The sequence below is a fragment of the Chryseobacterium sp. C39-AII1 genome, from assembly GCF_039672645.1.
In the GTDB taxonomy this organism is placed as follows: Bacteria; Bacteroidota; Bacteroidia; order Flavobacteriales; family Weeksellaceae; genus Chryseobacterium.
This window is the reverse complement of record NZ_JBDFPQ010000006.1, coordinates 231204-257090: the sequence shown is the minus strand read 5'-3', so window position 1 is coordinate 257090 and position 25887 is coordinate 231204. Positions and strand designations below refer to the sequence as shown.

Genomic DNA, 25887 nt, shown 5'->3' with positions numbered 1-25887 from the left:
CGGTTCGGGCTGGCAAAGCCAGCCCGAACCGAATCCCTAAAAAAATGAGCTCAGACAAATGCTGCGATCGGGGCTATGGTTGCGGTTCCGTTTTTTCAACTGTTGAAAAATAACTACAAGTTTGTCATTCTGTAAGAATTTGACCAATTTTTTTCCAGAATAATACTAATTTTTGTTATCAATTCGAAATCAAATTGTTTCATAGCCATTACCTTTGCATCACATAAAACTGAAATATGACTCCAGAAAAGAAACAACTGATTACTGATAGCTTCAACCGCTCTGAAACACTGAAATTCTACAAAGCAGAATTGCTGGAATTAGATACTGATTTTATTTCTATGAAAATCCCGAAGATGGATTTAATGACCCGAAAAGCAGGAATGTTCAACGGAGCCATGATTGCCTCTTTGGTAGATGTTTCTTCGGGATACGCTGCGGTGAGCCATTATCCGGAAGATTGCTATGTCGTAACAGTGGAACTAAAGGTTAATTATCTGAGACCTGCGATTGGTGATGCGTTGGTTTCAAAATCGTATGTCATAAAAGGTGGAGCAAAAATAAGCGTTATCCGAACAGAAATTTATACCGTAGATGAAAACGGAGTTTCTGAAAGTCATGTCGCAACCTCACTGGTTACCATGATGAAAATTAAATAAATATCCGTTTTGTTTGGTAACAGGATATATAATACGAAACGTAACTGGTTTTCAAAACCCGTTACGTTTTATAAGTAAGAATATAAATATACCAGTGGAAGTAAGGAATATTCTAGTTTAGATTCGTACAGAATGCCAAATTTTGTAGATGATTTTTTTAATTTAATTCAGTTATAAAGAGTTTTAACAAAAAATTCTCGATACAAAATTCTTTTCAGAAGTTCACTCGAATTGACGACGCAGTAAAAACACTCCAACACTCTCACGCTCCAACTCTAAAACCCTCTCACCCAAAAAAAACCTCTCACACTCCAACTCAGAAAGAAAATGCCTGTACCGAAAACTGTAAATAGGCATTGTTACCCACAGGATTCCACATTCCCCAGATACCGATCGGGAGTTTATAGCCTGCGATGGTAAAGCTTTTGGAAACAATTAAGCTTACTTCCGTTATACCATCTTTTTTAGCGAAGAAATTACTTGCTTCTCCAGCATGATTAAAGGCAAAACCATATCCAGCTCTGGCACGAACTTCCAGATTTTCCTCTTCATTTTTATACACAGGATATTCCGCAGAAGCGAAAGAGGAGTATTTATTCTCTGTGTTTTCTTTATTTCGGTCGCGTCCGAAAACAATGGTATTGAAACTTAATGTTAAAGGCAGTTTGCCACTAATCGTATAATATGATCTCAAATCCCAGAAACGACCCGTTTCGCTGGCATTATAATTAAAGAATTCTTTGTTGTTATAAGTGGCTGCAGGCGAAAAGTTATAAATGTCCCAAAGTTCAACCGTAAGATGCTTATTTTTATAACCGATGTAATTGTTAAATTCTTTATAAGAACCATCAACATTTCCACCTGTCCAGAATCCGCCATAGAAATTTTTTCCATCTAAATGAAGGTCTCCGGTATAAATTAATCCTGATGAAACTTCGAGTCCGCGCCATAAATGACTGTTTCTGAGTTGTAAAGCGGAATGTAACTGTTGGGCAAAGGAAAGAGAAGTCCCAATGATAATTGATGAAATTATCAAAATTTTTGTCTTAATCATAACATTTGTGTGTTTAGTTGAGTTGTAGCATCCTACATCCGATAAAAATACCAGAATGTAGAATGCACAAACACAATGATGAACGGTTTATTAGTTGTTTATTAAATCTTTTTCTCTGATCTTTGAACCGAATAATGCGTAAGAAAGCATTAATAATTCACAGATTACAGTAAGAATCCACGTCCATCTCCAAGATCCGAAAGCATCTGCCAATCCTCCCTGAACTAAGGTAAAAACGGCACCTCCGAATACTGCAGAAATGAAAACTCCTGAAGCTTTTGAAGTATATTTATTCAATCCTTTAATGGAAAGTGAATAAATGCAGCTCCACATGGATGAATGTAAAAGTCCAATGGCTACCAGAAACCATAAATTTTGAGTGATCATAGCAACAATAGCTAAAATGGTTGATAAAATAGTAGTTGTTGCCAACTGAGTTCTCGCAGAAATATGACTCAGGAAACTTGAAACAGATCTGCCTACCAAAAAGCCACCCCAATATAATGTTGAAAGTAAAGCGTGAATTCCAAGATCCATTCCGCCGATCATGATATCTGTTTTTCCAAAGAAGGTAATTGGGTGACCTGATTCCGTTAATTCAAATGCATGAAGATTGATATTGGCTCCAATGGCAACTTCGGTTCCTACATAAAAGAAAATAGCGACAACACCCAATGCAAAATGTCTGAATGACCAAATACTTCTTTCCAGTTTTTCCCCGGCAACCGCTCTTGTGTTTTCGATATCCGGTAAATGAAGTCTTTTCGTAATTAAAATAACGGTCAGAATACAAACTATCAAGACAGAAAGAGGAAGTAAAAGCTGTTTAATCTCAATACTTTCAATGGAAATTCCGCTAAACATCACTACTGTTACGAAGAACGGAGCAGAAGTGGTACCGATGGAATTAATGGCTGTTAAAATATTCAGACGCTGAACGGGCTGTGTTCCTTTTAGCTGATAAGAAGCCGCATAAGGGTTTACCACCACCTGAATAATAGCCGCAGAGGTTCCCATTAAATAAGACCCTGCCACGAAAATGACAAATCCGAAAGGTATAATGGCATCGCCTATAGTAAACTGTAAATCTGTATAATGTGTCCCGAACCATGAAGATAGAAGATACATGAAAAGTCCTGAAATCATGAAGAATAGACCTCTCAGAATGGTATTTTTATATCCAAAAGCATTTACCCATTTGCTTCCCAAAGTTCCGTTTAAGAGATATCCTAAAAAGAAAAAGAAAGAAATAAGGGTGGTAAATGTGTTTTTCAAACTTCCTGCGTGAGAAAGAAATGTGAATTTCAACGGAGCCTGTAGCTGCTCATTAACAGTGGTTAAAAATCCGACAATGAAATAAATAAAGGTAATAATAGCAAACGGAAATACGCTGCCGGTTTCCTTTGTATTCAAGGATTTTACGTCTGAATTTACGATCATATGTGTTTGTTTTTTATAGTATTGATTCTAATGTTTCTCCTGCACCATTATTTTTTATTTCTTCTGTGAATTTCTGATATAATGCTACAAATTTATTCGAAGATGTAAGATCTATGCTTTTAAAAGGTGATAAATCTAAGAAATCCAATGCATTATCACTTGAAATTAATTTTTCATCTTTTTCTCCCAACCAAGGTTCTGCAATTTCAAAAGAATGCCCTTTATCATCTACTTTATATTTCAAATAATGTCTGTAAGAAGCAAAAAGGAAAGCTACTCGGGTAAGATTCTTGTCATCATTTACCATTTTGATAAGATTCGGAATGATGTAAACAGGAAGCTTTGAAATTCCATCAAAACACAATCTGCTTACCTGATCGCTCACGCTGTGATTGGCAAATCTTTCAATAAGTGTCTGCTTATAAAGTTTAAGATCTGTATTTTTAGGTGCCGGAACATACGGTGTAATATCAATATCCATATAATCACGGATAAATTTCACAATACTTTTATCTTGCATAGCTTCATCAACTTTTCTATATCCTTTTAAAAATGACGGGTAAGAAAGCATCATGTGAGAAGCGTTAAGAAGACTAAGTTTCATGTTTTCAAAAGCGGTCACATCATCTGTAAATTCTACGCCTGCATTTTCCCAGTTGGGTCTTCCGGCAATAAAATTATCTTCAATTACCCATTGCACGAAGTCTTCACAGTAAACAGGAGCTTTATCATCAATTCCGCTTTTTTTGTTTAATCTTTCCACGTCTTCGGGAGTCGTCGCAGGAGTAATTCTGTCTACCATACTGTTCGGGAAAGTGACGTTAGATTTCATCCATTCCGCCAGCTCTTTGTCCTGAGCCTCGATGAAGGTCGTAAAAGCTTTTTTCGTTGTATTTCCGTTGTGCTGAAGGTTATCGCAGGATAGAATAGTGATACTTCCGTTTCCTTTATTTTTTCTTTGGCGAAGCCCTTCTGCTATAAATCCGAAAACAGTGGATGGCTTTGTTGCATTTTCCAAATCATGTTTAATTTTTTCATCATTTAAATTAAACTCATTGGTTTCTTTATCCAGATTATAGCCACCTTCTGTAATCGTTAAAGTAATGATTTTAATAGTTGGATCTGCAATTTTATCAACAACAGCTTGAGGATCTTCAATTCCCCAAATTAATTCACGAAGCGAACCTATTTTATAAACCTCATCTTTTCCGTTTCTTCCGCAAACTGTCAACGTATAATCAAGATTTTGAGAACGAAGATGATGAACGATTTTTTCATCAGACGGTAAAAGGCAAACTCCGCAAATTCCCCAATTTTGCTGATCTTTTTCCTCTAATATCAAATTGGTATAATATTGCTCATGAGCTCTGTGGAAATTTCCAACCCCAATGTGTACGATTCCTGTCGTTATATTTTTAGGGTCAAATGTATAAGGTTTGATAGTCATATGAATATAGTTTTAATTATCCGTTAATCTTTTGCTAAACTTATATTAATAATCATATTCGTTGAGAGTTTTTATTAACAAATTATCAACGGGAACGTTCCCAAAGATTAGGGAACGTTCCCAATTGCACTTTTTTTTAGTATTTTTGATAAAAAAACACATCAGATGAAGCGTGTTACCATAAAAGATCTATCAAAATTTCTGTCATTATCTACGTCTACCATATCGCGGGCGCTGTTAAATGACAAAAACATTAATCCCGAAACCCAAAAAAGAGTATTAGAAGCTGCTGAAAAATTAGGCTATAAACCAAATCCTGCTGCCATCAGTTTAAAGTACGGTCAATCCAAGAATATTGGGCTTGTAGTTCCGGAAATGATTACCCCGTTTTCCTCAAAAGTTTTACAGGGAATTCAGGAAGTTTTATATCCTTTGGGCTATCGCGTGATTATCACTCAATCGGATGAAAATCCTTTGATTGAAAGAAAAAATCTGCAATTGTTGGAAGAATTTAATGTGGAAGGAATTATCATTAATTTAAGTCATGAAACCTACAACGAAGATATTTATAAGAATATCATCGAACGTGGAACGCCTATTGTTTTCTTCGACAGGATTCCCAGTAAATCGTTGGATGTTTCTAAAGTGATTGTAGACGATCATATTAAAGCTTCTTTGGTGGTTGAACATTTAATCAACACAGGGAAAAGAAAAATTGCTCACATCATGGGACCTTCTACGATCCGGAATGTGATTGAGAGAGCAAATGGTTATAAAAGAATTCTTGAAAAGCATCAGATTTTTAATCAGGATTTAATTATTCAGACGGAAGGAATGATGTTTGAAGATGGCAAGAATGCCATTAAAAAGCTGTTCGACAAGAATGTTGAATTCGACAGTATTTTTGCATTTTCAGATACTTTGGCGATCGGAGCGATGAATTACCTTCACGAAAAAGGTATCAAAATCCCGGAAGAAGTTTCGGTGGCAAGTTTTTCGGGAACCGAACTGGCAACCATTGTTCATCCCCAACTCACCAGTGTGGAGCAACCTTTGGTAAAAATGGGCGAGGCGGCAGCAAAATTAATTTTAGATAAAATAAAAGATATTTCCACTCCCAGCACGACAATTGTGATGGATACCGACTTGGTTTACAGAGCGTCAACTTTTTCTAAAAATCAATAAATGGTTAAAATAATGATTTGATAATTATTGATATGCTTATTTTATATTGTTAATAATCAAATTAATAGAAATATATTTTTTATTTGCCAATCACAATGTTTTTCTTAGATTTACTTCGTACAGCAAAGGGAAAATTAACATCCTATTAATCTTAGAAAAATTAATTATAGATACTTTTGCCAAGCTGTTTTATAAAACACAGTGATGGATCAATTCAAGAAAATATATTCTGAGTACAAGCATAGGGTGTATTTCTTTGTTAAGAAATACATTCAGAGAGATGAAGACGTGGAAGATGTAGTTCAGGATATCTTTGTGCACGTTTGGAAACATCTTGAAAAAGCTGAAAAAGTATCTGTTGAAGCCATTATTTTCAAAACATCCCAACAGGAAGTTGCTAATTTTTACCGTAAAAATAAGCTTCAATTCGTATCTTCAGAGCAAATCATCATTAAAGACAGCGAAGATGAAATTTTGGATGAATCTGTAAAAGATGAACAAATTTCACAGATTGAAAGCCTTTTGGATAAACTTCCGCAAAAAACTAAAAAATTATTTGTTCAGCATACCATAGAAAACGCCAGCTATTCTCAATTGGCAAAGGAAAATAATGTTTCCAAAACTGCTATTGGTAAGCAAATCAACAAGGCGATTTCTTTTCTTAAAATCAATCTTCAGTAATTTTTATTGCTGAATTACATTTTTTATTTGAAACTTTTTGACTTCATGAAATTGTTGTTTTATATTTTTTAGAAGCTTTTCCAGCTTTCCGCACTCGCTATTTCGATAGATTTCGGCGCGGCAGCGAAGCTGCCGCGCCGAAATCTATCGAAATGAGCTCAAACAAATGCTTCAATCTGGGCTAGGGATGCGGTCATTCATTTAATATTTGGAAAATAATCATAACGTTTGTCTTTCCATAAAATATGAATAGAGTTCAATCGTCATTGCAAACTGAAGGTGAAGCAATCTCAATAATAAATTGAGTCACAAAGTTATCATTCTGTAAGAACCTCAACACAAATCTTTCTAATACTACGCTTAGACCCTCGCAGAAGAAAAACTTTTACAGATTTAAACTCAAAATAAAACTTACATAATCTAATATTTCCCTCCTTTAATTTAAACCAAATGTTAAATTTTAAAATTTTAGGTTGACGATTTTACATTTCTGCGTATTTACTATAAATGACTTATCTGAAAGTTATTTTGGGATAATATAAAAGGATGAATTCAAAAGAAGAATTTGAAAATGCGTGGAACTCCATTCCCGATGATCAGAGAATGGATGATATTACAGACCGAAAAATCTGGAATGGGATTGAGAATACCATTAAAAAACAAAAAAATAAAAAAAAAATATATTGGGTTGCTGCTGTTTTAGTACCATTTATCGCTTTTTTAATGATTTTTAAAACCTTTAAACATTCAAAAACGGAATCGAGAAAAGAATATGTTTACGAATCGAAGGAAAGTTTAAAATCATTTCAGTTACCGGATGGAAGCATCATTGAGCTGCAACCGCACAGTAAATTAATAGTAAGCGAAAATTTTGGAAAGAAAGACAGAAATGTAAATTTTATAGGAAAAGGAATATTTAGCATTACAAAAGATAAAACAAAACCTTTCCGAATTGCAGCAGGAGATTTTAAAGTTCAGGTATTGGGAACTAAATTTTTCCTTGATCAGAAATCTGAAGAGAAAAAAGTAGAATTATTCGAAGGTAAAGTGAAAATCGAACATCAGAATAAAATAACCTATCTGCTTCCAAAAGAAATCTGGATTAACGGAAAAGGAAATGAAAATGTTCATTTTTATAATCCTGAAAAGCAGAAAGATTTTACCTTTAATAATACTGAATATGCAGAAGCCATTCAACAACTTGAAAAAACATATAATATAAAGATTTCTTATCCGGAAAAATTCAGTCATAAAAAAGTAAGCGGAGCATTCACCGGAAATCTTAACGAAGTACTTTCCGTGATTAGTTTCCCTTTTAATTTAAAACCAGAAAGAAAAAATAGTACAGAAATAATTTTAAAATAAAAGAGCACCGATATTGGCGTATCGATGCTTAATAGATCAATTTAGAAACCGGTAAAGTTTAATAAATTAACATTGGCAAATTTATGAAAAAAACAGCAATTAGTATTGCTATGCTTGGCATTTTGTGTACAGTACAAATGTCTTATGCGAAAGAAATACACACGTACTTCCAGAATCCTGCCACTGCGGGATTACCCGTAACGAAGGTGCTTGATAAACTGAGTAAAACAACAAAAGCACAGGTTTTTTATTCCGTTTCAGACCTTCAGGACATTGTAGTGGATGATAAAAAGATAGATTACAAATCTTTGAATAAATCTTTGGATTATCTGCAGAAAAATTATCCGATTGAATTTAACGTTCAGAACAATATTATCACAGCCAGAAGAACCGCAATGAAAATGGCTCCGAAGAAAATTGCAATGAATCTGAACGCTGCGGTAAAAAACGATACCGTAAAAGAAAGAGAAAAGAAAATTGATGAAGTAGTTTTAATCGGATACGGAAAGCAGAACAAAAAAGATATTTCCGGTTCTATTGCTTCCATGTCTGAAAAAGATTTGAAAAGTGTAGCCTCAGGAAACTTCGGAGATATGATTGCCGGTAAAGCAACGGGAATTCAGGTAACGCAGGCAAATGCAACGCCGGGTTCTTCGCCCACGATTCGTGTACGTGGTGTGGGAACATTAACAGCAGGTGCTAATCCGCTGATTGTTGTTGATGGTTTTCCTTTAACAGAAGGCACTAACTTAAATTCCATCGATCCTAATTCAATTGCTTCAATTGATGTGTTGAAAGATGCGGCTTCAACAGCAATTTATGGTTCCAGAGGGGCGAATGGTGTGGTTTTGATTCAGACCAAAGAAGGAAAAAAAGGCAAGCTTGAGTATACTTTGGATTCTTATTACGGAATTCAGACCAGAAGTGACAACGAAAAGTTTGTGAATGCATATGATATGGCGACTTATATGAAAGAAGCCAGAGATAACAATTATCTTTCAAAAGGGGCAGGAAGAAGCGCTTCTGATGATAATGCGTCGAGAGTAGCAAAAGGAGCCACTTTGAGAGAATTGATTCCGAATTATCTGATCCCTTATCTTAATAAACAACCGGGACTTACCGATACAGATTGGTATTCCACAGTTTTGAAACCCGCGCCGATGAGTAATACAGCATTCAACGTATTGGGGGGAAATGAAAAAACAAAATATTCATTTACCGGAAGTTATTTGAATCAAAAAGGGTTATTGATCGGAACAGGATATGAAAAATATTCGGGAAATATCAATTTAAGCACAAATATTACAGATAAATTAAAGTTTGGAGTTTCCATGACGCCCTCTTTCGCGAAAGGTGAACTTTTTGACATGGTAAATGGAGGAAGAACATATAATTTGCTGCAAATGGCGAGTACCATGTATCCTTTCTTTTCTCCAAGAGATGCGAACGGAAATCTTTTGATTTCTCAAGAGATTAGAGAGAATGGTCCTTATGACGGTGCTTTAGTAGAAAATCCTGTGGCTATTGCAGAAATGACGAAAAGGAAATATACTTTATTTAAGACATTCGGAAATATTTTTGCAGAATGGAACTTTTTAAAGGATTTCAGATATAAAGTTTCTGCGGGAGGTGATTATTCAAGCTATGAATATAACTTTTTTAAACCTTCTACAGTGGGAAGTTATAGAACGGCGGCCAATGTTGATGTTGCCTCAGCAAGCAGAACGGAATATATTACTAAAAACTATTTGATTGAAAATTTATTAACTTTTGATAAAAAACTAGATAACCATTCATTTAACGTTATTGCTGGACAGTCTTTTCAGAAAGAGCAGTCTAACCAAGTCGTAACATTGGCGGCTGGTTTTCCGGATAACAGCCTTGAAAATATTTCAGGAGGAAGCTCTTTTAAAATCGATGCTACCGATTATACCTGGGCATTATTGTCTTACTTTTCGAGATTTAATTATAGCTACGACAGCAGATATAGCTTTATGGCATCTTACAGAAGAGACGGTTCTTCGCGATTCGGAGCAAATACAAAATGGGGAGATTTCTACGCGCTATCTTTAGGATGGACGCTGAGTAATGAAAGCTTCTTCCCGAAAAATAAATTCATTGATCCGGTTAAATTCAGATTCAGTTTAGGAACCAATGGAAACAACCAGATTCCAAACTTCGGTGCAATGTCATTAATGACACCTGAGAACTATGTTTTTGGTGGAATATTAGCTCCGGGATACCGTTCGAATACGCCGGCAAACGTGAATTTGTCTTGGGAAAAATCTGAATCTACCAACTTCGGGATCGATTTCTCTTTATTCAATAAATATTTAAATGTTTCTGCCGATTATTATATTTTAAACAGAAACGGATTGCTTCTTGATGTTCCGGTTCCTCAGCAATCGGGTTATACAACGGCTCTTCAGAATATCGGGAAGATCAGGAATACAGGTTTGGAACTTCAGTTATCATTAAGACCAGTTTATATCGGGAATGATTTTGAATATTCTAATAATTTAAGCTTTTCTGCAAACAAAAATAAAGTATTGGCTTTAGCAGATAATCAGACTCAGATTGTGACAGGTGCAAACAATTTCTCTGTGACAAAAGTAGGAGGTTCTATCGCGGAAATGTACGGATATAATATTCTTGGGGTGTATAAAACACAGGCAGAAATTAATAATTCGCCTCACATCGAAGGTACAATGGTTGGAGATTATATCATGGAGGATATCAATAAAGATGGAAAGATTGATGCTAATGATAAGAAAAGCTTTGGATCTGGAATTCCAAAATATGTGATGGGCTTTACCAATTCATTTAAGTATAAAAATTTTGAATTAAATTTTACATTATATAGCGAATTAGGACGAAAAATTTACAACGGAGATCAGGTGAGTATTACAGAATCCGGAGAAGGTTTTGGGGTGGCAAATCAGGAATATTTTGACAACCGATACAATCCTGTTACCAATCCGAACGGAACATATGCAATGCCGAACATGAACTTTTCAAACAACAGAAAAGAAGCGAGAACATCAAGTATTTTCTTTAAAAATGGTGATTATGTAAGACTGAGATCTTTAAGATTGGCTTATAATCTTCCGGAAAGTTTAACATCAGCTTTAAAGGTAAGATCTATTCAATTGTACTTTATGGGGAATAATTTGTTGACTTTCACTTCTTATAAAGGTCAAAACTTAGATGCTAACTCAGACAGCGTTTTAACACAAGGATATGACAACGGATATTATCCGGTAGCCAGAACGTATTCTTTCGGAATGAATATGAAATTTTAATCTGAATGTTTTTAATTAAATTTTAAATAAATGAAAAAATTATATATACCATTATTAGCCATCGTTTTATTACAGTCATGTTCTTCTGATGTGCTGAATACGGCTCCTGAAAGTATTAAACAAACGGCTCTTTTTTATCAGAATCAGGCACAGTTGGAGCAAGGGGTAAATTCTGTTTATGCTTCGTTACAATACAATGGGCAATATCAGTTGGCAATGTTGGCAATTGGCGAAATCCCTTCTGATAATACATTTGATGAGGTTCCGGCAAATGACAGTTTTACCTACGGTGAGTTTGATTTTTTTACCATCCAACCTAATAATTCGTTGATTTCAAGTACTTGGAAAGACAATTATATAGGAATTCAGCAGGCAAATATTGTATTGAATAGAATTGGCGCTGTATCGATGGATCAAACGCTGAAAAATTATAGAACAGGTGAAGTAAAGTTTTTACGAGCTTTAATGTACTTTAATTTGGTTAGGATTTTTGGAGATGTGCCTTTAGCGACAAAGGAAACGGTAGACGTGAATGAATATTTCGGACAGGGAAGAACGTCTTCCGAAACCGTTTATAATTTCATTGAAACTGAGCTGAAAGATGCGATTAATTTATTGCCTGTAAAAGCAGATCAGAACGGTAGAGTAACAAAAGGTGCTGCTTTGGGAATTTTAGGGAAAGTATTGGTTACCAGAAATAAATTTAGCGAAGCTTTACCTTATTTTAAACAAGTAGAAAGTTTAGGATATCAATTATTGGAGCCTACTGATATAAGTAAAATTTTTGATCCAGCTAATAAAAATAATGCTGAAATTATTTTTGATGTTCAGTTTGCTTCAGGGCTAAACGGTAATACAGAAGGAAGCCAGGCCTATCAAATGTTTAGCCCTTCAGGATTTGTACCGGGAGCTAAGGGGCATAACCTTCCTACAAAAGAAATTTATTCTCTTTTTGGAAGTGATGATAAAAAGAGAAGAGATGCTTATTTAGGTATTACCACCAATAATGTTCCTTATACCAGAAAATTGGTGAAAACATCTGCTGCTGTTGCAGATGGAGGAAGCAATGTGGTGGTGCTTCGTTTGGCAGATGTTTATCTTTTGATGGCAGAATGTTATGCACAGGCAAATGATTTTTTGAATGCTAATTTATATTTAAATAAAATAAAAACCAGAGCGGGAATTTCTAATGTAAACCTTACCACTCAAACAGCTTTGCTTGATGAAATTGCCTTGGAAAGAAGAAAAGAGTTAGTAGGTGAAGGCCACAGATGGTTTGATTTGGTGAGAACAGGAAAAGCGATTTCTGTAATGACCAATTATTTCCAGAATACACCGGGATATTCTACAGCAACGATAAAATCTCATAATTTGATAATGCCTGTGCCTCAGGATCAGATTAATACAGATCCGGCAATCAAGCAAAATCCGGGATATTAATATAAAATTGAATTATGGCGAAAAATAATTTTAAAACGACTCAGATTGCTTCTTTTCTTTTGCTTCTATGCGTTTCTGTTACTGCCTATGCACAGATTTCATTAAGCAAATTCCCAAAAGATAAAGTGATGGTAGTTGCCCACAGAGCAGATTGGCGTGAAGCTCCTGAAAACTCGATCATGGCGATTAAAAAGGCAATGGAGAAAGGAATTGATATGGTGGAAATAGATTTGGCATTAACAAAAGATAATGTTCTGATCTTAATGCACGATAATACCATCGACAGAACCACCACCGGAAAAGGTAAACCTTCGGATTATACATTGGCAGAAATTAAAGAAATGTATTTGAGGGATGGAGTAGGTTCTCCCACGCAGATGAAAGTTCCGACTTTGGATGAGGTTTTAGATCTTACAGACGGTAAAATTTTCATCAATCTCGATAAAGCGTTTGATTATTTTGATTTGGTGTATCCGATTTTAAAGAAAAGGAATATGTTTGATCAGATTCTTTTCAAAGGAGTGGCAAATTATGATGAATTTAATTTAAAATATGGAAAAATAAAGAATGAAATTCACTTTATGCCAATTGTAAGATTAAGCGAAAATGAAGGGTGGGATAAAATAAATAATTACCTGAAAAACTATAAAGTGTATGGTTTTGAATTCACATTGGGTAAAGACGAAAGCCACTTGATTGATTTTAAAAAAGTACAGGATAAAGGAGCCCGAGTTTGGATCAATTCTCTCTGGCCGCAGCTGAGTGCCGGTCATTACGATGATTTGGTGCTGGAAAAACCGGATGCCTATGAATGGTACCTTAAAAATAATATCAACATTATTCAAACCGACAGACCAAAAGAGCTCATCCATTATTTAAAAGAAAAGAATAAATATTCCGCAGTAAAATAAAGCTAGAATTCTTTATATGTTGAAAGAGTCATTCACTGTACGGATGGCTCTTTCGTTTTTAATAAATTGATTTTTTTAATTAAATTTTAAATGTAAACTAATTATTTTCATGGGTTAAAGACTTTGTTGTGATTTTTAGGGTTATTTGGAATGCCTTTTGCTCGGTAAGTACTATAAACATTAAAAAAATCAAACATTATGAACTTGATTCTTCGACTTTTGATTACGGCCATTGTGGCTTTTCTTTTAACGAAAATTTTACCGGGAGTGCATTTCGACGGATTTTCAACGGCTGTTATATTCGCAATAGTTTTAGGTATTTTAAACTTAATTGTAAAGCCGGTTTTAAGCTTGTTCGGTTTGCCACTTACCATCATAACACTAGGATTTTTCGCTTTGGTTATCAACGCAATTATCATCCTTATCGCCGATTATTTCATTGATTCGATGAAAGTAGATGGTTTCTGGTGGGCATTTATCTTCAGTATTTTGCTTTCCATCATTACTTCTCTTGCCAATTCGATGTTCTCGGACGGAGATTAATCAAACAGAAAACTTCATATCAAATTATAGAAAATCCATCAGTTAATAATTGGTGGATTTTTGTTTGATAAGATAATTGTGAAATCACTATCGGGTTTTTATTTTAAATAATTAACTTTGGCAATCTTTGAATTAAATTGGAATTGATGAGATCAGCCTGATTTCGTCGTCTGTTAAAAATGAATTTTATATGAAACTTAAGTACAGTCTGCTGGCTTTGGCAGCTCCGCTTTTAATGAATGCACAACAGTTAATGACGCCTGAGATCCTATGGACTTTGAAGAAAGTGGGAGTACAGGCAGTTTCGCCGGATCAGTCTTCTCTTATTTATAAAGTAGGACAAACGGATCTGAAAACAGAAAAAACAAAAAGTGAGAACTATTTTCTAAACGTTCTTAATCATCAGTCTACCAAAATAGATTTCGGTAAAAAAGCCCTTATTCAGTGGGATAAAAACGGAATTTATGCTCAGGAAGGCGATAAAATTTTCTTGTCAAAAGACATCGGAAAAACCTGGTCTGAGTTTTATACCATTGGTGATGCCGATAATATTGTAATTTCTCCGGACGGGAAAAAGATTGCTTTCAGCAAGCAGGTTTTGGTGGAAAAAGTAATGGGGAAAGACAAATTCTCTGATACTCCGAAAACGACAGCTCAGGTATATACCGATTTGAATCATAGACACTGGGATTATTTTAACGAAGGGAAATACAACCATGTTTTTGTAGTGAATACTTCATCTGCTGTAGATTCAGCAAAAGATTTGTTGGAAGGAAAAATGTGGGATTCTCCGCAAAGACCTTTCGGTGGCGCTGAAGATTTCATCTGGAGCCCGGATTCTTCACAACTTTTATATGTTACAAAACCTAAAAGTGGTGCAGCATATTCTACAAGCACAAACACAGATATTTTTGCTTACGATTTAGCTTCAGGATCAACAAAAAATTTAACGGAAACCAATAAAGGGTACGATGTAAATCCAAAATTCAGTCCGGATGGAAAGTCTTTAATTTGGCAAAGTATGGCCAGAGACGGTTATGAGGCTGATAAAAATGATGTCAAAATCCTGGATTGGAAGTCTGGAAAAACAACGAATCTAACCCAAGGTTGGGATGAAAGTGTTTCCGGCGATGTTTTCTGGGCTGGAGATTCCAAAACAATTTATTTTACAGCGGCTTTCAGAGGAACAAAACAATTATTTTCTTTAGATGCTAAAAATGCTAAAGTTCAGCAAATAACCAAAGGTGATTTTGATGTAAATGAAATTTTTGCTGATCAGAAAAACACCCTTTTAGTAGGAAGAACTGATGTAAACCATGCAACAGATCTTTTCTCTGTCAACTTGAAAAACGGAGAAATGAAGCAGGTTACGGAAGCAAATAAAGAGATGTATGCAAATTTAGCTCAGGGAAAATCTGAGTTGAAAATGGTAAAAACTTCGGATGGAAAAGAAATGGGCGTATGGTTCCACTATCCGCCAAACTTTGATCCGAATAAAAAGTATCCGACTCTTGTATATTGCCAGGGAGGCCCTCAATCTGCATTGACTCAATTTTTCAGCGTACGATGGAATTTTGCTTTAATGGCTGCAAACGGATATATCGTGGTTGCTCCAAACCGTCGCGGAATGCCGGGTTGGGGAACAAAATGGAACGAGGAAATTTCAAGAGATTGGGGTGGACAGCCGATGAGAGATTACTTGGCAGCAACAGATTATGCGAAAACTTTACCTTATGTTGATGGAGAAAGAGTAGCTGCTGTTGGTGCAAGTTATGGAGGATACAGCGTATTTATGTTAGCTGGAATTCACGAAAATAGATTCAAAACTTTCATTGCTCATGATGGATTGTTTGATATGAAATCTTGGTATTTAACAACGGAAGAACTTTGGTTTGCCAATTGGGATTTAGGTTCTCCTTGGGAAAAGCCGCTTCCAAAAGCATATACAGAATTTAATCCAAGTAATTTTGTAGATAAATGGAACAAGCCAATTATGATCGTTCAGGGCGGTATTGACTTCAGAGTTCCTTATGAACAAGGTCAGGAAGCTTTCCAGGCTGCAAAATTAAGAGGTTTGAAATCAAAATTAGTATACTTCCCGAACGAAAATCACTGGGTTTTACATCCACAAAACGGTTTAGTTTGGCAAAGAGAGTTCTTTGATTGGTTAAAAGAAACTTTGTAATCATAAAAAATTCCCTTCCTTTGGAGGGATGGTGAAAATTCGAAAGAATTTTTGACGAGGTGGTTTAAAAGTTTATCATAATGTAAAAACGACTAAAAATATCAATAGGAGCGGGCTTTAGCCCGCTTTTTGTTTATAATATTTCAATGGCTTTAGCCAAAATATATTTGATCCATGCAAGACAGAATATTTTCTTTTCCACCCATCATCGACAAAGATTCTAAAATTATAATTCTAGGTTCAATTCCCGGTGTAAAATCCTTAGAAAAACAGCAATATTACGCTCATCCGCAAAATAAATTCTGGAAAATTATTTTTGAATTATTTAATGAAAATTTTACTGAAGATTATACTGAAAGAATTAATGTTTTGAAAAAACATCATATTGCACTTTGGGATGTTATTGATTCCTGTGAAAGAAAAGGAAGTTTAGATTCCGAGATTAAAAATGAAGAAGCCAATCAAATTGCAGAACTTTTAGAGGAATTTCCTAACATACAAACCATTTTTTGCAATGGTGGGAAATCATTTAAAAATTTACAGAAAGTTTTAGGTAAAGATTTTAGAATTCCTTTTTATGTTCTGCCGTCAACCAGCCCGCTTCACACCATTTCTTTTGAAAAAAAGCTAGAGGAATGGAAGGCTATTTTAAAGTTTTTATAAAGGGTAAGTCTCTCGCGAATTCAGCAGATGATTAAGGATAATTAAAATTAAAAAATCTGCGTAATCTACTAAATCTGCGAGAGACATCTCAAAAATCAGTTAGTATTAGGCATGTTATGCTGAGCAAAGTCGAAGCATTTATAAAGTTCTATTCAAATATTCCCTCAATCCTTTCAAAAGAATTAATTGATTTTTCGTTCTATCTAAATTATGTTTAGGATAATTTGTTGAATAATAAATATTTCCATTCAAATAATCCGTTAAAAATCGCACTGCCTGAATGTAAATAACGACTTGTGCTGCATAATCCAAATTTTCAATCTCAATATTTGTCAGATTTTCTTTTAAATTCAATAAAAATCCAGCTTTCACGGCTTCATATATTTCAGGATCAAAATTATTTTCAGAATTACCGTCGTCTTCGTCTGTAGTGTTCGTGTAGGATCGAATCATGTCTCCAAAATCATATAAAATTGTCGAAATCATGATTGTATCGAGGTCTATAACGGCTAAAGGATCATTATTGTGATCAAAAAGAATATTGCTTATTTTCGGATCTGCATGAATAATTCTCTTGGGAAGAAGTTGAGTTTTTTCCATATCAATCCATTTTTCCGGTAGATCCAGCAATTGATCTACCAATTCAATTTCTTTTTCAGAATTTTTCAGGAAAGTTTCAGAAGCAGTTTTTAACGAAACATTATAATCAACCATTCTTTTCTCAAAATTAATGAAATCAGGAAGCGATTCTTTGATGTTTACAATTGATTCTGAATTAATGATATTCAAAAAATAACCAAAAGTTTTTGCTGCTTCGTAAGCCGTTTTTTTATCCGAAACTTTTAAAAAGGTTGTACTGTTTTCAATAAAACTGAGCATTCTCCATGCTTCTCCATTTTCAGTTTTAATTAAATATTGATTTGAAATTGAATGAATGGGATTCACCATTTTCAGATGGTAATCACTCTTTTGAAGAAGATTATTTATTTCTAAATGATTATGAATAATGGTTTTCGGGTTTTTGAAAATTGAAGTATTGATCTTCTGAAGAATATATTTTTCCCTTTTATCATGGTCTTCAAAAAGATATGTGGAATTAATCAGCCCGTTAGTTATCGGAGAAATTTTATAATTTTCGGTACAAATGAATTCTTGAACAATATTTTTTAATTCCATAAATCTACAGGATATATTTTGTTCTGAATTTCGTTTTCTAAAAAATCCTTCAAAATAATTTTATCTTCAGGGTATGTCATCCCTTTCCAAATAGAAGGCGACCTTTTCACCAATACTTTTATTTTATCAGAATCAATCATTTTCTGAACGGCAAGCGGAATATAAAACTCTTCTGTAATTGCCGGTTTGGAATTCAAAAATTCATTAAAATAAGTTTCGAGATAAGTGAATATTTTATGATGAAATATCAGAAAATTCATGGAAACCAAAGTATCTGAATCTATTTTAATATCTTCTCCGTTTTCAGTGTAAATTATTGAATTATTTTCTTTTCTGATAGAAGTTTGTTCATCAACATTTATCAAGAAATTCTCAGAATCTATCGTGCAAATTCCTCTTGCTACGGTTCCGTTATCACTTAATGTTGTTTCGATGGGGTAGGCAATCATTTCAAATTGCTGTTCTGAAATATTTCTCCAGTCGATTTCCTGTGCCGCTAAGCTGTATATTTTTTTGCCGTAAAAATCATCAGCATTAATCATTATAAAAGGCTCATTAATCACCTCTTTTGCACATAAAATAGCATGACCAGTTCCCCAAGGTTTTTGTCGATCTTCAAAATCAATATTTTCCGGAACATATTTTTCCATATCTTGATAAACCCAATGAAGTTCAAAGTTTTTTAACTTAGAAATATTTTCAAGCCTTTCAATATAGCTTTCGGGGATAAAACGGTTAATAATGATAACGATTTTATTGAAACCCACTTCCAGCGCATCATAAATAGAATACTCCAAAATGGGCGAGTTGTTATCTAAAATTCCGTCGACTTGCTTTAATCCTTTGTATCGGCTTCCGAGTCCGCCGGCTAATATGAGTAGTGTTTTCTTAGAATTCATCGGTCATTCCAAATACAGGTTTACGGTTTTTCCATTGTCCTTTGGTGAAATCAGGAATATCAATTGCCTCTCCACCTTTTTGTATTGATTTTTCGCTCAGTGGCGTGATAGAATACCATGTCGCCAAATCATACACATCCATCGGGAATTCTATATTTCTTTTGATACATTCAATGAAAGTATTCATAACGAAAAAGTCCATTCCTCCATGTCCCGCGCCTGTGGCTTTGCTTTCAAACTTTTTCCACATCGGATGGTCGTTGTCTTTTAACCATTGTTCAGAATTGTCCCATTTGTGGGTGTGATTCATGGTTTTTTCAAAATAAATATGCCCCTGATTAAAATCGCCCCAACCGAAATCCTGCCAGATTCCTTCCGTTCCTTGAACTCGGAAACCTAAATCGTAAGGCCTTTGAAGGCTCGTGTCATGCGTTAAAAGTATGGTTTCACCATTTTCACAGGCAATTTGTGTGGTAACAATATCACCTTGATTGAATTTCACTTTTGCATTCGGATGATTTTCGCCACCTTTCGGATGTTCCACAATATATTTATGCAAACCGACCGCTTTTGATGAGAATGAAGAAAGTCTGGTTAATCTGTTTCCTCTGTTAATATTCATCGTCATGGCAATAGGCCCAAGCCCGTGGGTAGGGTAGAGTTCGCCATTTCTTTTTACATAATGTTCAGTACGCCATTTTGCCTCGCTGAAACCTTTTGCACCAAATTCTACCCCTGATTTGTAAGGTGTAATTCCATCATTGAATAAAACGTCGCGTAAATCGTGTTGATAACCGCCCCTTCCATGAACCAATTCTCCGAACATTCCTTTACGAACCATGTTTAAAACTGCCATAATATCTCGTCGGTAACAAACATTTTCCATCATAAAAATCGGAACTTTTGTTTCTTCATAAGCCTTTACAAATTCCCAGCAATCTTCCAGTTTTATCGCTCCGGAAACTTCCATTCCTACAATTTTTTTAGCTTTCATCGCTTCGACACCTTGCGTAAGATGCCATTCCCAAGGGGTTGCAATCACTACGGCATCAATATTAAGCTTTAAAAGGTTCCGGTAATCATATTCTCCGTTTGAAAACTCTTTCGCCGCTGCCTTATTATTGTCTTTCAGGATTTTTTGAGAGGCAGCCAGCATTATTTTACTGGGATCAGCAAATGCCACGACTTCCACATCATCTCTTTTTGCTAAAAGTTTTACGTGCTCCTGACCTCGCAAGCCTACACCAATGAAGCCTACACGAACTTTTTTATCTGCTGCGAAACCTTTAGAATATGAAAATAATGAACTGGGTAAAACAAGAGCACCAAAACTTGCCAATGCTGTTGTTTTAATGAAATCTCTACGTGTCGTCATCTTTATGTTTTGTTTTTAGTAAAGATATTGAAATATTATTATCAAAATGAAAAAGTGAATAAAGTTGAATAAATTAATTTTTATGAATAAAATATTTACATTTTAAAATAAAAAAAAGACCATTTCAAGAGTGAAATAGTCTTTATATGATAAAAAATAAATTACTTTTCTAGGCGATAAACCTCTTCATACGGCTGAATAAGCACCCAACCATTCCCTGAAAACTTCATTTGAAACTCTTCACCACTTCCTCTTCCTATTAAACTTTTAAGAGAAACATTGGTTTTCAGTTCAGGACTTAAATTTCCAGACCAAGCAACGGTGGCATTGGGATCTGTAAAAACTGGGCTGTCAGGAGTTACCATCAAGGTCAATGGTTCACCGTGAGTGGTGATCGCAATGTGTCCTGTTCCGGAAAGTTTAACCTGAAAAAGTCCGCCAGACATTACTCCGGCAATGCTTTTTAACATGGTGATATCACTTTTTATGCTTTGCTCATGTGCTAAAACATCGTTTCCGTTTACACAAACAGATTCGTTATTTAAATAAAGAATTCTTACTTTTTTACCTTCGTCGGCAACATACAATTTCCCCGTTCCTTCGGCTTTCATTAGCTTTGCACCTTCACCGCTGATGGCTTTTTTCAACAAATTTCCCAATCCGCCAGCAAGCATTCCCTGTCTTTCGAATTTGATGTCTCCGATGTAGCTTACCATACTTCCGGTTTTCGTCCAAACATATTGGTTGTTGAGATTAATTTCCAGCAAGGCAGGCTTTTCCAGTTCAAAATAATCTCTTTTTTGTGGATTTTCTTTTGTTTCGTTTACGAATGATTCGATTGAATATTTGCTCATAAGTGTAATATTTTCTGTCTCAAAAATAGCTTTTTTTACCGTTGAAAAGTACCGTAATATCACGGTTTTTTATTTATGTTAAATAATACTTGACAAAGGGGTATCGAATGTCGTATATTTGCACCTCGAAAATTACACCTTGTAATTTGATAATTTTTAAACCGTAATTTAAAAAATGAAGACATCCGATTTTAATTTCGACCTTCCTGCAGAATTACTAGCAGAACACCCTTCTGAGCACAGAGACGAAGCAAGATTAATGGTTCTTGATCGTAAAACTCAAACAATTGAGCACAAATTATTCAAAGATGTGGTTGATTATTTCGACGAGAAAGATCTATTCATCTTTAATAATACTAAGGTTTTCCCTGCTCGTTTGTATGGAAACAAAGAAAAAACAGGAGCTAAAATTGAAGTTTTCTTGTTGAGAGAGCTTGATAAAGAAACTCGTGTTTGGGACGTTTTGGTAGATCCTGCAAGAAAAATCAGAATTGGTAACAAATTATTCTTTACTGAAGATGAATCTTTGGTAGCTGAAGTTATCGATAATACAACATCAAGAGGTAGAACTTTGAGATTCTTATTTGATGGTTCTTATGAAGAATTCAGATCAAAATTAAAAGAATTGGGAGAAACTCCGCTTCCTAAATATATCAAAAGAGATGTAGAGCCGGAAGATGCTGAGAGATACCAAACGATCTATGCAAAAGTAGAAGGAGCTGTAGCGGCACCAACTGCTGGTTTACACTTTTCTAAGCATTTGATGAAGAGATTGGAGATCAAAGGAATCGATTTTGCTGAAGTAACCCTTCACGTTGGTTTAGGAACTTTCAACCCAATTGAGGTGGAAGATCTTTCTAAGCATAAAATGGAATCTGAAGAGATCATCATCGACGAGAAAAATGCTGAGATCATCAACAAAGCGGTTCAGGAAAACAGAAGAGTTTGCGCTGTTGGTACTACTACCATGAGAGCGATTGAAACTTCAGTTTCTTCAAACAGAAAAATTTCTGCATTCCAAGGATGGACGAATAAATTCATTTATCCGCCTCACGATTTCGGAGTTGCCAACACAATGATCACAAACTTCCACACGCCAAAATCTACATTAATTATGATGATTGCAGCGTTTGCAGGAAGAGATTTCGTAATGCACGCTTACGAAGAAGCCGTAAAAGAGAAGTATAAATTCTACTCTTATGGAGATGCAATGTTAATTTTGTAACAAAATAAGTAAAAAGAGCCAAGTTAAAAGTAAAAAGGCAAAACAAGTTAAAAGTAACACTTATCAAGATGAAACAAAATGATTTACTTACAAGAACTTTTACGTTTGGAGTAGACTGTCTTAAGTTTTTAAGAACGCTTCCAAATGATCCTGAAAGTAAATTGGTGAGATTTCAACTTGGTAAATCTGCTACCTCAATTGGGGCTAATTATGAAGAATCACAAGCCGGATCTTCTAAAGCTGATTTTAGAAATAAAGTAAAAATTGCTTTAAGAGAAGCTCGAGAAAGTAATTTTTGGCTTCGAATTTTAGAAAATTTAGATGATTATAATTCAGAGGAATTTAAACATTTATTAAATGAAAGTTCCGAATTGAAGAATATTCTGGTTGCAATCGTTAATAATACCAAACTTTAACCCTTTTTAATTTTTACTTTTAACTTGGCTCTTTAAAATATTATGAAAGATATCCGTACTTTATCACTAGATCAGCTTAAAGACTATTTTGTGTCTTTGGGAGAAAAACCGTTTCGTGCGAAGCAGGTTTATGATTGGCTGTGGAGTAAAAACCTCCATTCGATTGATGAAATGACGAATCTTTCGAAACCTCTTCGCGAAAGAATTGCAGAAGAGTATACCATTAACCCTGTTTCTGTAGATTTGCTTCAGAAAAGTTCAGACGGAACTATTAAAAACGGAGTGAAACTTCACGACGGATTATTGGTAGAATCTGTTTTAATTCCTACAGAAACGAGAACTACGGCTTGTGTTTCGTCACAGGTTGGATGTTCATTAAACTGCGAATTCTGTGCAACGGCGAGACTCAAAAGAATGAGAAATCTCGAAGTGGCGGAAATCGTAGATCAGGTTGCTTTAATTGACAGCCAGAGTAAAATGTATTTCAACAGACCCCTTTCCAATATCGTTTTTATGGGAATGGGTGAGCCTATGATGAATTACAAAAATGTGGTGGAAGCAATCCGAAAAATTACTCAGCCGGAAGGTTTGGGAATGTCTCCGAGAAGAATTACCGTTTCTACTTCGGGAATTCCAAAGATGATCAAAATGCTTGCAGATGACGAATTACGTGTGAAATTAGCCTTGTCACTTCACTCTGCCATTGAGGTTAAACGTAATGAGATCATGCCGTTTTCGGATAAATTTCCTTTAACGGATATTATGGAAGCTCTTCAGTATTGGTATCAAAAAACCGGTTCTGTAATTACTTTTGAATATTGTGTCTGGAAAGGAATTAACGATGGCGATGAAGATATTAAAGCGTTAATTAAATACTGTAAACAGGTTCCTTCTAAAGTGAATTTAATTCAGTATAATCCTATTGGTGACGGAAAATATGACCAGTGTAACAAACAAGCTGAAGAAAATTATATTCGTCAACTTGAAAATGCCGGAATTGTTTGCGTCGTAAGAAAGAGCCGTGGCGGTGATATTGATGCGGCTTGCGGACAGCTGGCCAACAAAACAGCGGATTAAAATTTCCTTAAAAACTCACTTTTATTTTCTTAAAAATTTCTTAATATCATACCTTTGCATATTAAAACTAAAAGGTGATGATGGATTATTTTTTAGGTGAAGATGGGCTGGAAAATGTATATGCTTGGTCCATACCTTTGCATGCTACGGTTATCCTGGCAGAAATGATTTACAGCCACGTTTCAGAGGCTAAATTATATAACGGTAAAGACGTTGCTACGAGCGTCTATCTTGCATTGATGAACTTCGGATTAGACCTTATTATGAAGGCTTTTGCGATGGGTGTGATGTTTTTCTTTTACAGTCACAGGTTATTCTCTTGGGATTTTACGATTTGGTATTGGCTGATCTGTTTTGTGATCACAGATTTTGCGTACTATGTTCTGCATTATGTCGATCACCATTCGAGGGCATTTTGGGCGGTTCATATTACCCATCACAATTCAGAATTTTTCAATCTTACAACAGGTTTCAGAAGTCCGGTTTTACAGCCGCTTTACAGATATTTATACTTTTCTCCATTGGCGTTTTTGGGGTTCAATCCTTGGCATATTATGGTGGTTTACGCCATCGGTCAGGTTTACGGAACCTGGGTGCATACACAAACCGTAAAAAGTATGGGGATTTTAGAATATATCTTGGTAACACCCTCTCATCATCGTGTTCATCACGCTTGTAATATCAAATATCTGGATAGAAATATGGGAATGTGCCTGATTATCTGGGATAAAATTTTTGGAACTTTTGAAAAAGAAGACCCTAACGTTCCTGTAAAATACGGAATCTACCCTAAAATGCCGGACAATAGACCAGATACTGTTCTTTTCTATGAATGGCGAAAAATCTGGAAGGATATTAAACAACCTGGTTTAAAATTTTCAGATCGAATCAATTATATTTTCAATTCTCCGGGATGGCGACACGACGGAACTGGTAAAACGGTAAGGCAATTTCAAAAGGAATATCTTGCTAAGAAAGCTAGAAAAAAAGCCGACGCTCAGCAAAAGACAGCGTAAACCAAACGTTAATTTTTCAATAAAATCTATATAATCACTAGGCGGACTTCGGTCCGTTTTTTTATTTTTACCCCGGAATTTTATGATATGAAAAAGATTATTGTTGTTTTAGCAATTACTATTTCTCAGCTTTCATTTGCTCAACAGGCCGATTTGTTTAAGATCAAAAAGTACAGAGTCAATTATTTGGATGAAAAAATTCAGGAAACTTCGGGGCTTAATTTTTTTGATGGAAAACTATATACGTTCAACGATAGCGGAAATGCGCCAGAAATTTTTGAGATCAATAAAAATACAGGTGAAATTATAAACACGTTAAGAGTAAATGCTAAAAATAAAGATTGGGAAGCGCTTACCAATGACGGAAGCAACTTCTATATCGGTGATTTTGGAAACAATGCCGGAACCAGAAAAGATTTAGAAATTTACAAAGTTCCTTTCCAAAACGGGAGTCTAATTAATGATTCTGTGAAGACGATTTCTTTTAATTATCCTGAGCAAACAGATTTTACATCGAGAAATATAAATACAGATTTCGATGCAGAAGCCATGATTTATTTAAACGGAAAAATTCATGTTTTTACAAAAGAATGGGCTTCAAAAGCAACTACACATTATACGGTAGATCCTGAAATTTCAGAAAATCAGCAAGCTCAAAAAGTGGAGAGTTTTAAAACAAATTATGTAGTTAGCGATGCTTATTATTTTGATAAAAAGCTTTATTTGGTAGGCTATACAAAGAAAACAGAAGTGTTTTTAAATATCTTCAAAGAAACAGAACCGGGAATCTTTTTTAAAGAAAATCCAAAGCATTATTATTTAGGAAGCGCGCTTTCCGTCGGGCAAATTGAAGGCATTTCTGTGGATGAATCCGGAGTGTATATTTCGGGTGAAAAATTCCATTCGCCGTTAGGAACTGCAAAACCGAGTTTTTATTTTATTCCTAAAGATAAACTCAAAGATTAATTTATCTT

At 35.0% G+C, this 25887-nt stretch carries 22 protein-coding genes; 15 read left to right on the top strand and 7 right to left on the bottom strand.

Going from position 1 to position 25887, the window contains the following annotated elements; translation table 11 throughout:
- Positions 1–236 precede the first annotated feature (236 nt).
- Positions 237–659, top strand: a complete 423-nt coding sequence (locus ABEG63_RS12285) for a PaaI family thioesterase (RefSeq protein ID WP_346585130.1) — start codon at positions 237–239, stop codon at positions 657–659.
- Positions 660–975: 316 nt separating this feature from the next.
- On the opposite strand, the gene ABEG63_RS12280 is transcribed toward ABEG63_RS12285, so the two are convergent.
- The 3 genes from ABEG63_RS12280 to ABEG63_RS12270 form a co-directional block, all read right to left on the bottom strand.
- Positions 976–1713, bottom strand: a complete 738-nt coding sequence (locus ABEG63_RS12280; RefSeq protein ID WP_346585129.1) for a hypothetical protein — start codon at positions 1711–1713, stop codon at positions 976–978.
- A 90-nt stretch (positions 1714–1803) separates the two neighbouring features.
- The gene (locus ABEG63_RS12275; RefSeq protein ID WP_346585127.1) at positions 1804–3153 is read right to left on the bottom strand and encodes an MFS transporter; all 1350 of its coding nucleotides are present in this window, start codon (positions 3151–3153) and stop codon (positions 1804–1806) included.
- Between the two features lie 13 nt (positions 3154–3166).
- Positions 3167–4600: a mannitol dehydrogenase family protein gene (locus ABEG63_RS12270; protein ID WP_346585125.1), complete on the bottom strand. Its 1434-nt coding sequence runs from the start codon at positions 4598–4600 to the stop codon at positions 3167–3169.
- A gap of 165 nt (positions 4601–4765) precedes the next feature.
- Here ABEG63_RS12270 and ABEG63_RS12265 point away from each other — a divergent pair, with 165 nt between their 5' ends.
- The 9 genes from ABEG63_RS12265 to ABEG63_RS12225 all read left to right on the top strand — a co-directional run bounded on the left by ABEG63_RS12265 (position 4766) and on the right by ABEG63_RS12225 (position 16875).
- The gene (locus ABEG63_RS12265; protein ID WP_346585123.1) at positions 4766–5785 is read left to right on the top strand and encodes a LacI family DNA-binding transcriptional regulator; all 1020 of its coding nucleotides are present in this window, start codon (positions 4766–4768) and stop codon (positions 5783–5785) included.
- 204 nt (positions 5786–5989) lie between these two features.
- On the top strand, positions 5990–6466 hold the full coding sequence (locus ABEG63_RS12260) for a sigma-70 family RNA polymerase sigma factor (RefSeq protein WP_267402400.1): 477 nt from the start codon (positions 5990–5992) through the stop codon (positions 6464–6466).
- A 546-nt stretch (positions 6467–7012) separates the two neighbouring features.
- On the top strand, positions 7013–7831 hold the full coding sequence (locus ABEG63_RS12255; protein WP_346585121.1) for a FecR family protein: 819 nt from the start codon (positions 7013–7015) through the stop codon (positions 7829–7831).
- An 83-nt stretch (positions 7832–7914) separates the two neighbouring features.
- On the top strand, positions 7915–11133 hold the full coding sequence (locus ABEG63_RS12250; protein WP_346585119.1) for a TonB-dependent receptor: 3219 nt from the start codon (positions 7915–7917) through the stop codon (positions 11131–11133).
- A gap of 30 nt (positions 11134–11163) precedes the next feature.
- Complete coding sequence (locus ABEG63_RS12245; protein ID WP_346585118.1) at positions 11164–12573, top strand: RagB/SusD family nutrient uptake outer membrane protein; 1410 nt, start codon at positions 11164–11166, stop codon at positions 12571–12573.
- Positions 12574–12587: 14 nt separating this feature from the next.
- A complete protein-coding gene (locus ABEG63_RS12240) occupies positions 12588–13484 on the top strand; it encodes a glycerophosphodiester phosphodiesterase family protein (RefSeq protein WP_267402404.1) in 897 nt (298 codons plus the stop codon).
- Positions 13485–13682: 198 nt separating this feature from the next.
- On the top strand, positions 13683–14027 hold the full coding sequence (locus tag ABEG63_RS12235) for a phage holin family protein (protein ID WP_267402405.1): 345 nt from the start codon (positions 13683–13685) through the stop codon (positions 14025–14027).
- A gap of 190 nt (positions 14028–14217) precedes the next feature.
- Positions 14218–16212 carry a S9 family peptidase gene (locus tag ABEG63_RS12230; RefSeq protein WP_346585116.1) on the top strand — a complete coding sequence of 665 codons (1995 nt, stop codon included), beginning with the start codon at positions 14218–14220 and terminating at the stop codon, positions 16210–16212.
- Between the two features lie 174 nt (positions 16213–16386).
- A complete protein-coding gene (locus tag ABEG63_RS12225) occupies positions 16387–16875 on the top strand; it encodes a DNA-deoxyinosine glycosylase (RefSeq protein WP_346585115.1) in 489 nt (162 codons plus the stop codon).
- A gap of 138 nt (positions 16876–17013) precedes the next feature.
- Here ABEG63_RS12225 and ABEG63_RS12220 read toward each other — a convergent pair whose 3' ends face one another.
- The 4 genes from ABEG63_RS12220 to ABEG63_RS12205 form a co-directional block, all read right to left on the bottom strand.
- Positions 17014–18051: an aminoglycoside phosphotransferase family protein gene (locus ABEG63_RS12220; protein WP_346585113.1), complete on the bottom strand. Its 1038-nt coding sequence runs from the start codon at positions 18049–18051 to the stop codon at positions 17014–17016.
- The gene (locus ABEG63_RS12215; protein WP_346585112.1) at positions 18042–18950 is read right to left on the bottom strand and encodes a sugar phosphate nucleotidyltransferase; all 909 of its coding nucleotides are present in this window, start codon (positions 18948–18950) and stop codon (positions 18042–18044) included. Before ABEG63_RS12215 ends, ABEG63_RS12220 begins: the two co-directional genes overlap by 10 nt.
- Positions 18940–20325: a Gfo/Idh/MocA family oxidoreductase gene (locus tag ABEG63_RS12210; RefSeq protein WP_346585110.1), complete on the bottom strand. Its 1386-nt coding sequence runs from the start codon at positions 20323–20325 to the stop codon at positions 18940–18942. The genes ABEG63_RS12215 and ABEG63_RS12210 overlap by 11 nt, the downstream gene beginning before the upstream one ends.
- A 161-nt stretch (positions 20326–20486) precedes the next feature.
- On the bottom strand, positions 20487–21179 hold the full coding sequence (locus ABEG63_RS12205; RefSeq protein ID WP_267402411.1) for an AIM24 family protein: 693 nt from the start codon (positions 21177–21179) through the stop codon (positions 20487–20489).
- A gap of 175 nt (positions 21180–21354) precedes the next feature.
- Here ABEG63_RS12205 and queA point away from each other — a divergent pair, with 175 nt between their 5' ends.
- The 5 genes from queA (at position 21355) to ABEG63_RS12180 (ending at position 25879) form a co-directional block, all read left to right on the top strand.
- A complete protein-coding gene (gene queA / locus ABEG63_RS12200; RefSeq protein ID WP_267402412.1) occupies positions 21355–22404 on the top strand; it encodes a tRNA preQ1(34) S-adenosylmethionine ribosyltransferase-isomerase QueA in 1050 nt (349 codons plus the stop codon).
- A gap of 68 nt (positions 22405–22472) precedes the next feature.
- Entirely contained in the window at positions 22473–22820 is a 348-nt protein-coding gene (locus ABEG63_RS12195) for a four helix bundle protein (protein WP_346585109.1), read from the top strand.
- 42 nt (positions 22821–22862) lie between these two features.
- Positions 22863–23897, top strand: coding sequence for a 23S rRNA (adenine(2503)-C(2))-methyltransferase RlmN (gene rlmN / locus ABEG63_RS12190; protein WP_267402414.1), 1035 nt, complete (start codon positions 22863–22865; stop codon positions 23895–23897).
- Positions 23898–23974: 77 nt separating this feature from the next.
- Complete coding sequence (locus ABEG63_RS12185) at positions 23975–24913, top strand: sterol desaturase family protein (RefSeq protein WP_346585107.1); 939 nt, start codon at positions 23975–23977, stop codon at positions 24911–24913.
- An 87-nt stretch (positions 24914–25000) separates the two neighbouring features.
- A complete protein-coding gene (locus tag ABEG63_RS12180; RefSeq protein ID WP_346585105.1) occupies positions 25001–25879 on the top strand; it encodes a hypothetical protein in 879 nt (292 codons plus the stop codon).
- The last annotated feature ends 8 nt before the right edge of the window (positions 25880–25887 follow it).

What these genes read in the sequence shown, in the direction of transcription:
- ABEG63_RS12185 (WP_346585107.1), top strand. Translation starts at nt 23,975, where the DNA reads ATGATGGATTATTTTTTAGGTGAAGATGGGCTGGAAAATGTATATGCT.
- ABEG63_RS12220 (WP_346585113.1), bottom strand. Translation starts at nt 18,051, where the DNA reads ATGGAATTAAAAAATATTGTTCAAGAATTCATTTGTACCGAAAATTAT.
- ABEG63_RS12275 (WP_346585127.1), bottom strand. Translation starts at nt 3,153, where the DNA reads ATGATCGTAAATTCAGACGTAAAATCCTTGAATACAAAGGAAACCGGC.
- ABEG63_RS12225 (WP_346585115.1), top strand. Translation starts at nt 16,387, where the DNA reads ATGCAAGACAGAATATTTTCTTTTCCACCCATCATCGACAAAGATTCT.
- ABEG63_RS12210 (WP_346585110.1), bottom strand. Translation starts at nt 20,325, where the DNA reads ATGACGACACGTAGAGATTTCATTAAAACAACAGCATTGGCAAGTTTT.
- ABEG63_RS12285 (WP_346585130.1), top strand. Translation starts at nt 237, where the DNA reads ATGACTCCAGAAAAGAAACAACTGATTACTGATAGCTTCAACCGCTCT.
- ABEG63_RS12205 (WP_267402411.1), bottom strand. Translation starts at nt 21,179, where the DNA reads ATGAGCAAATATTCAATCGAATCATTCGTAAACGAAACAAAAGAAAAT.
- ABEG63_RS12245 (WP_346585118.1), top strand. Translation starts at nt 11,164, where the DNA reads ATGAAAAAATTATATATACCATTATTAGCCATCGTTTTATTACAGTCA.
- ABEG63_RS12265 (WP_346585123.1), top strand. Translation starts at nt 4,766, where the DNA reads ATGAAGCGTGTTACCATAAAAGATCTATCAAAATTTCTGTCATTATCT.
- ABEG63_RS12230 (WP_346585116.1), top strand. Translation starts at nt 14,218, where the DNA reads ATGAAACTTAAGTACAGTCTGCTGGCTTTGGCAGCTCCGCTTTTAATG.
- ABEG63_RS12180 (WP_346585105.1), top strand. Translation starts at nt 25,001, where the DNA reads ATGAAAAAGATTATTGTTGTTTTAGCAATTACTATTTCTCAGCTTTCA.
- ABEG63_RS12240 (WP_267402404.1), top strand. Translation starts at nt 12,588, where the DNA reads ATGGCGAAAAATAATTTTAAAACGACTCAGATTGCTTCTTTTCTTTTG.
- ABEG63_RS12195 (WP_346585109.1), top strand. Translation starts at nt 22,473, where the DNA reads ATGAAACAAAATGATTTACTTACAAGAACTTTTACGTTTGGAGTAGAC.
- ABEG63_RS12270 (WP_346585125.1), bottom strand. Translation starts at nt 4,600, where the DNA reads ATGACTATCAAACCTTATACATTTGACCCTAAAAATATAACGACAGGA.
- ABEG63_RS12280 (WP_346585129.1), bottom strand. Translation starts at nt 1,713, where the DNA reads ATGATTAAGACAAAAATTTTGATAATTTCATCAATTATCATTGGGACT.
- ABEG63_RS12215 (WP_346585112.1), bottom strand. Translation starts at nt 18,950, where the DNA reads ATGAATTCTAAGAAAACACTACTCATATTAGCCGGCGGACTCGGAAGC.
- ABEG63_RS12255 (WP_346585121.1), top strand. Translation starts at nt 7,013, where the DNA reads ATGAATTCAAAAGAAGAATTTGAAAATGCGTGGAACTCCATTCCCGAT.
- ABEG63_RS12260 (WP_267402400.1), top strand. Translation starts at nt 5,990, where the DNA reads ATGGATCAATTCAAGAAAATATATTCTGAGTACAAGCATAGGGTGTAT.
- rlmN (WP_267402414.1), top strand. Translation starts at nt 22,863, where the DNA reads ATGAAAGATATCCGTACTTTATCACTAGATCAGCTTAAAGACTATTTT.
- ABEG63_RS12250 (WP_346585119.1), top strand. Translation starts at nt 7,915, where the DNA reads ATGAAAAAAACAGCAATTAGTATTGCTATGCTTGGCATTTTGTGTACA.
- queA (WP_267402412.1), top strand. Translation starts at nt 21,355, where the DNA reads ATGAAGACATCCGATTTTAATTTCGACCTTCCTGCAGAATTACTAGCA.
- ABEG63_RS12235 (WP_267402405.1), top strand. Translation starts at nt 13,683, where the DNA reads ATGAACTTGATTCTTCGACTTTTGATTACGGCCATTGTGGCTTTTCTT.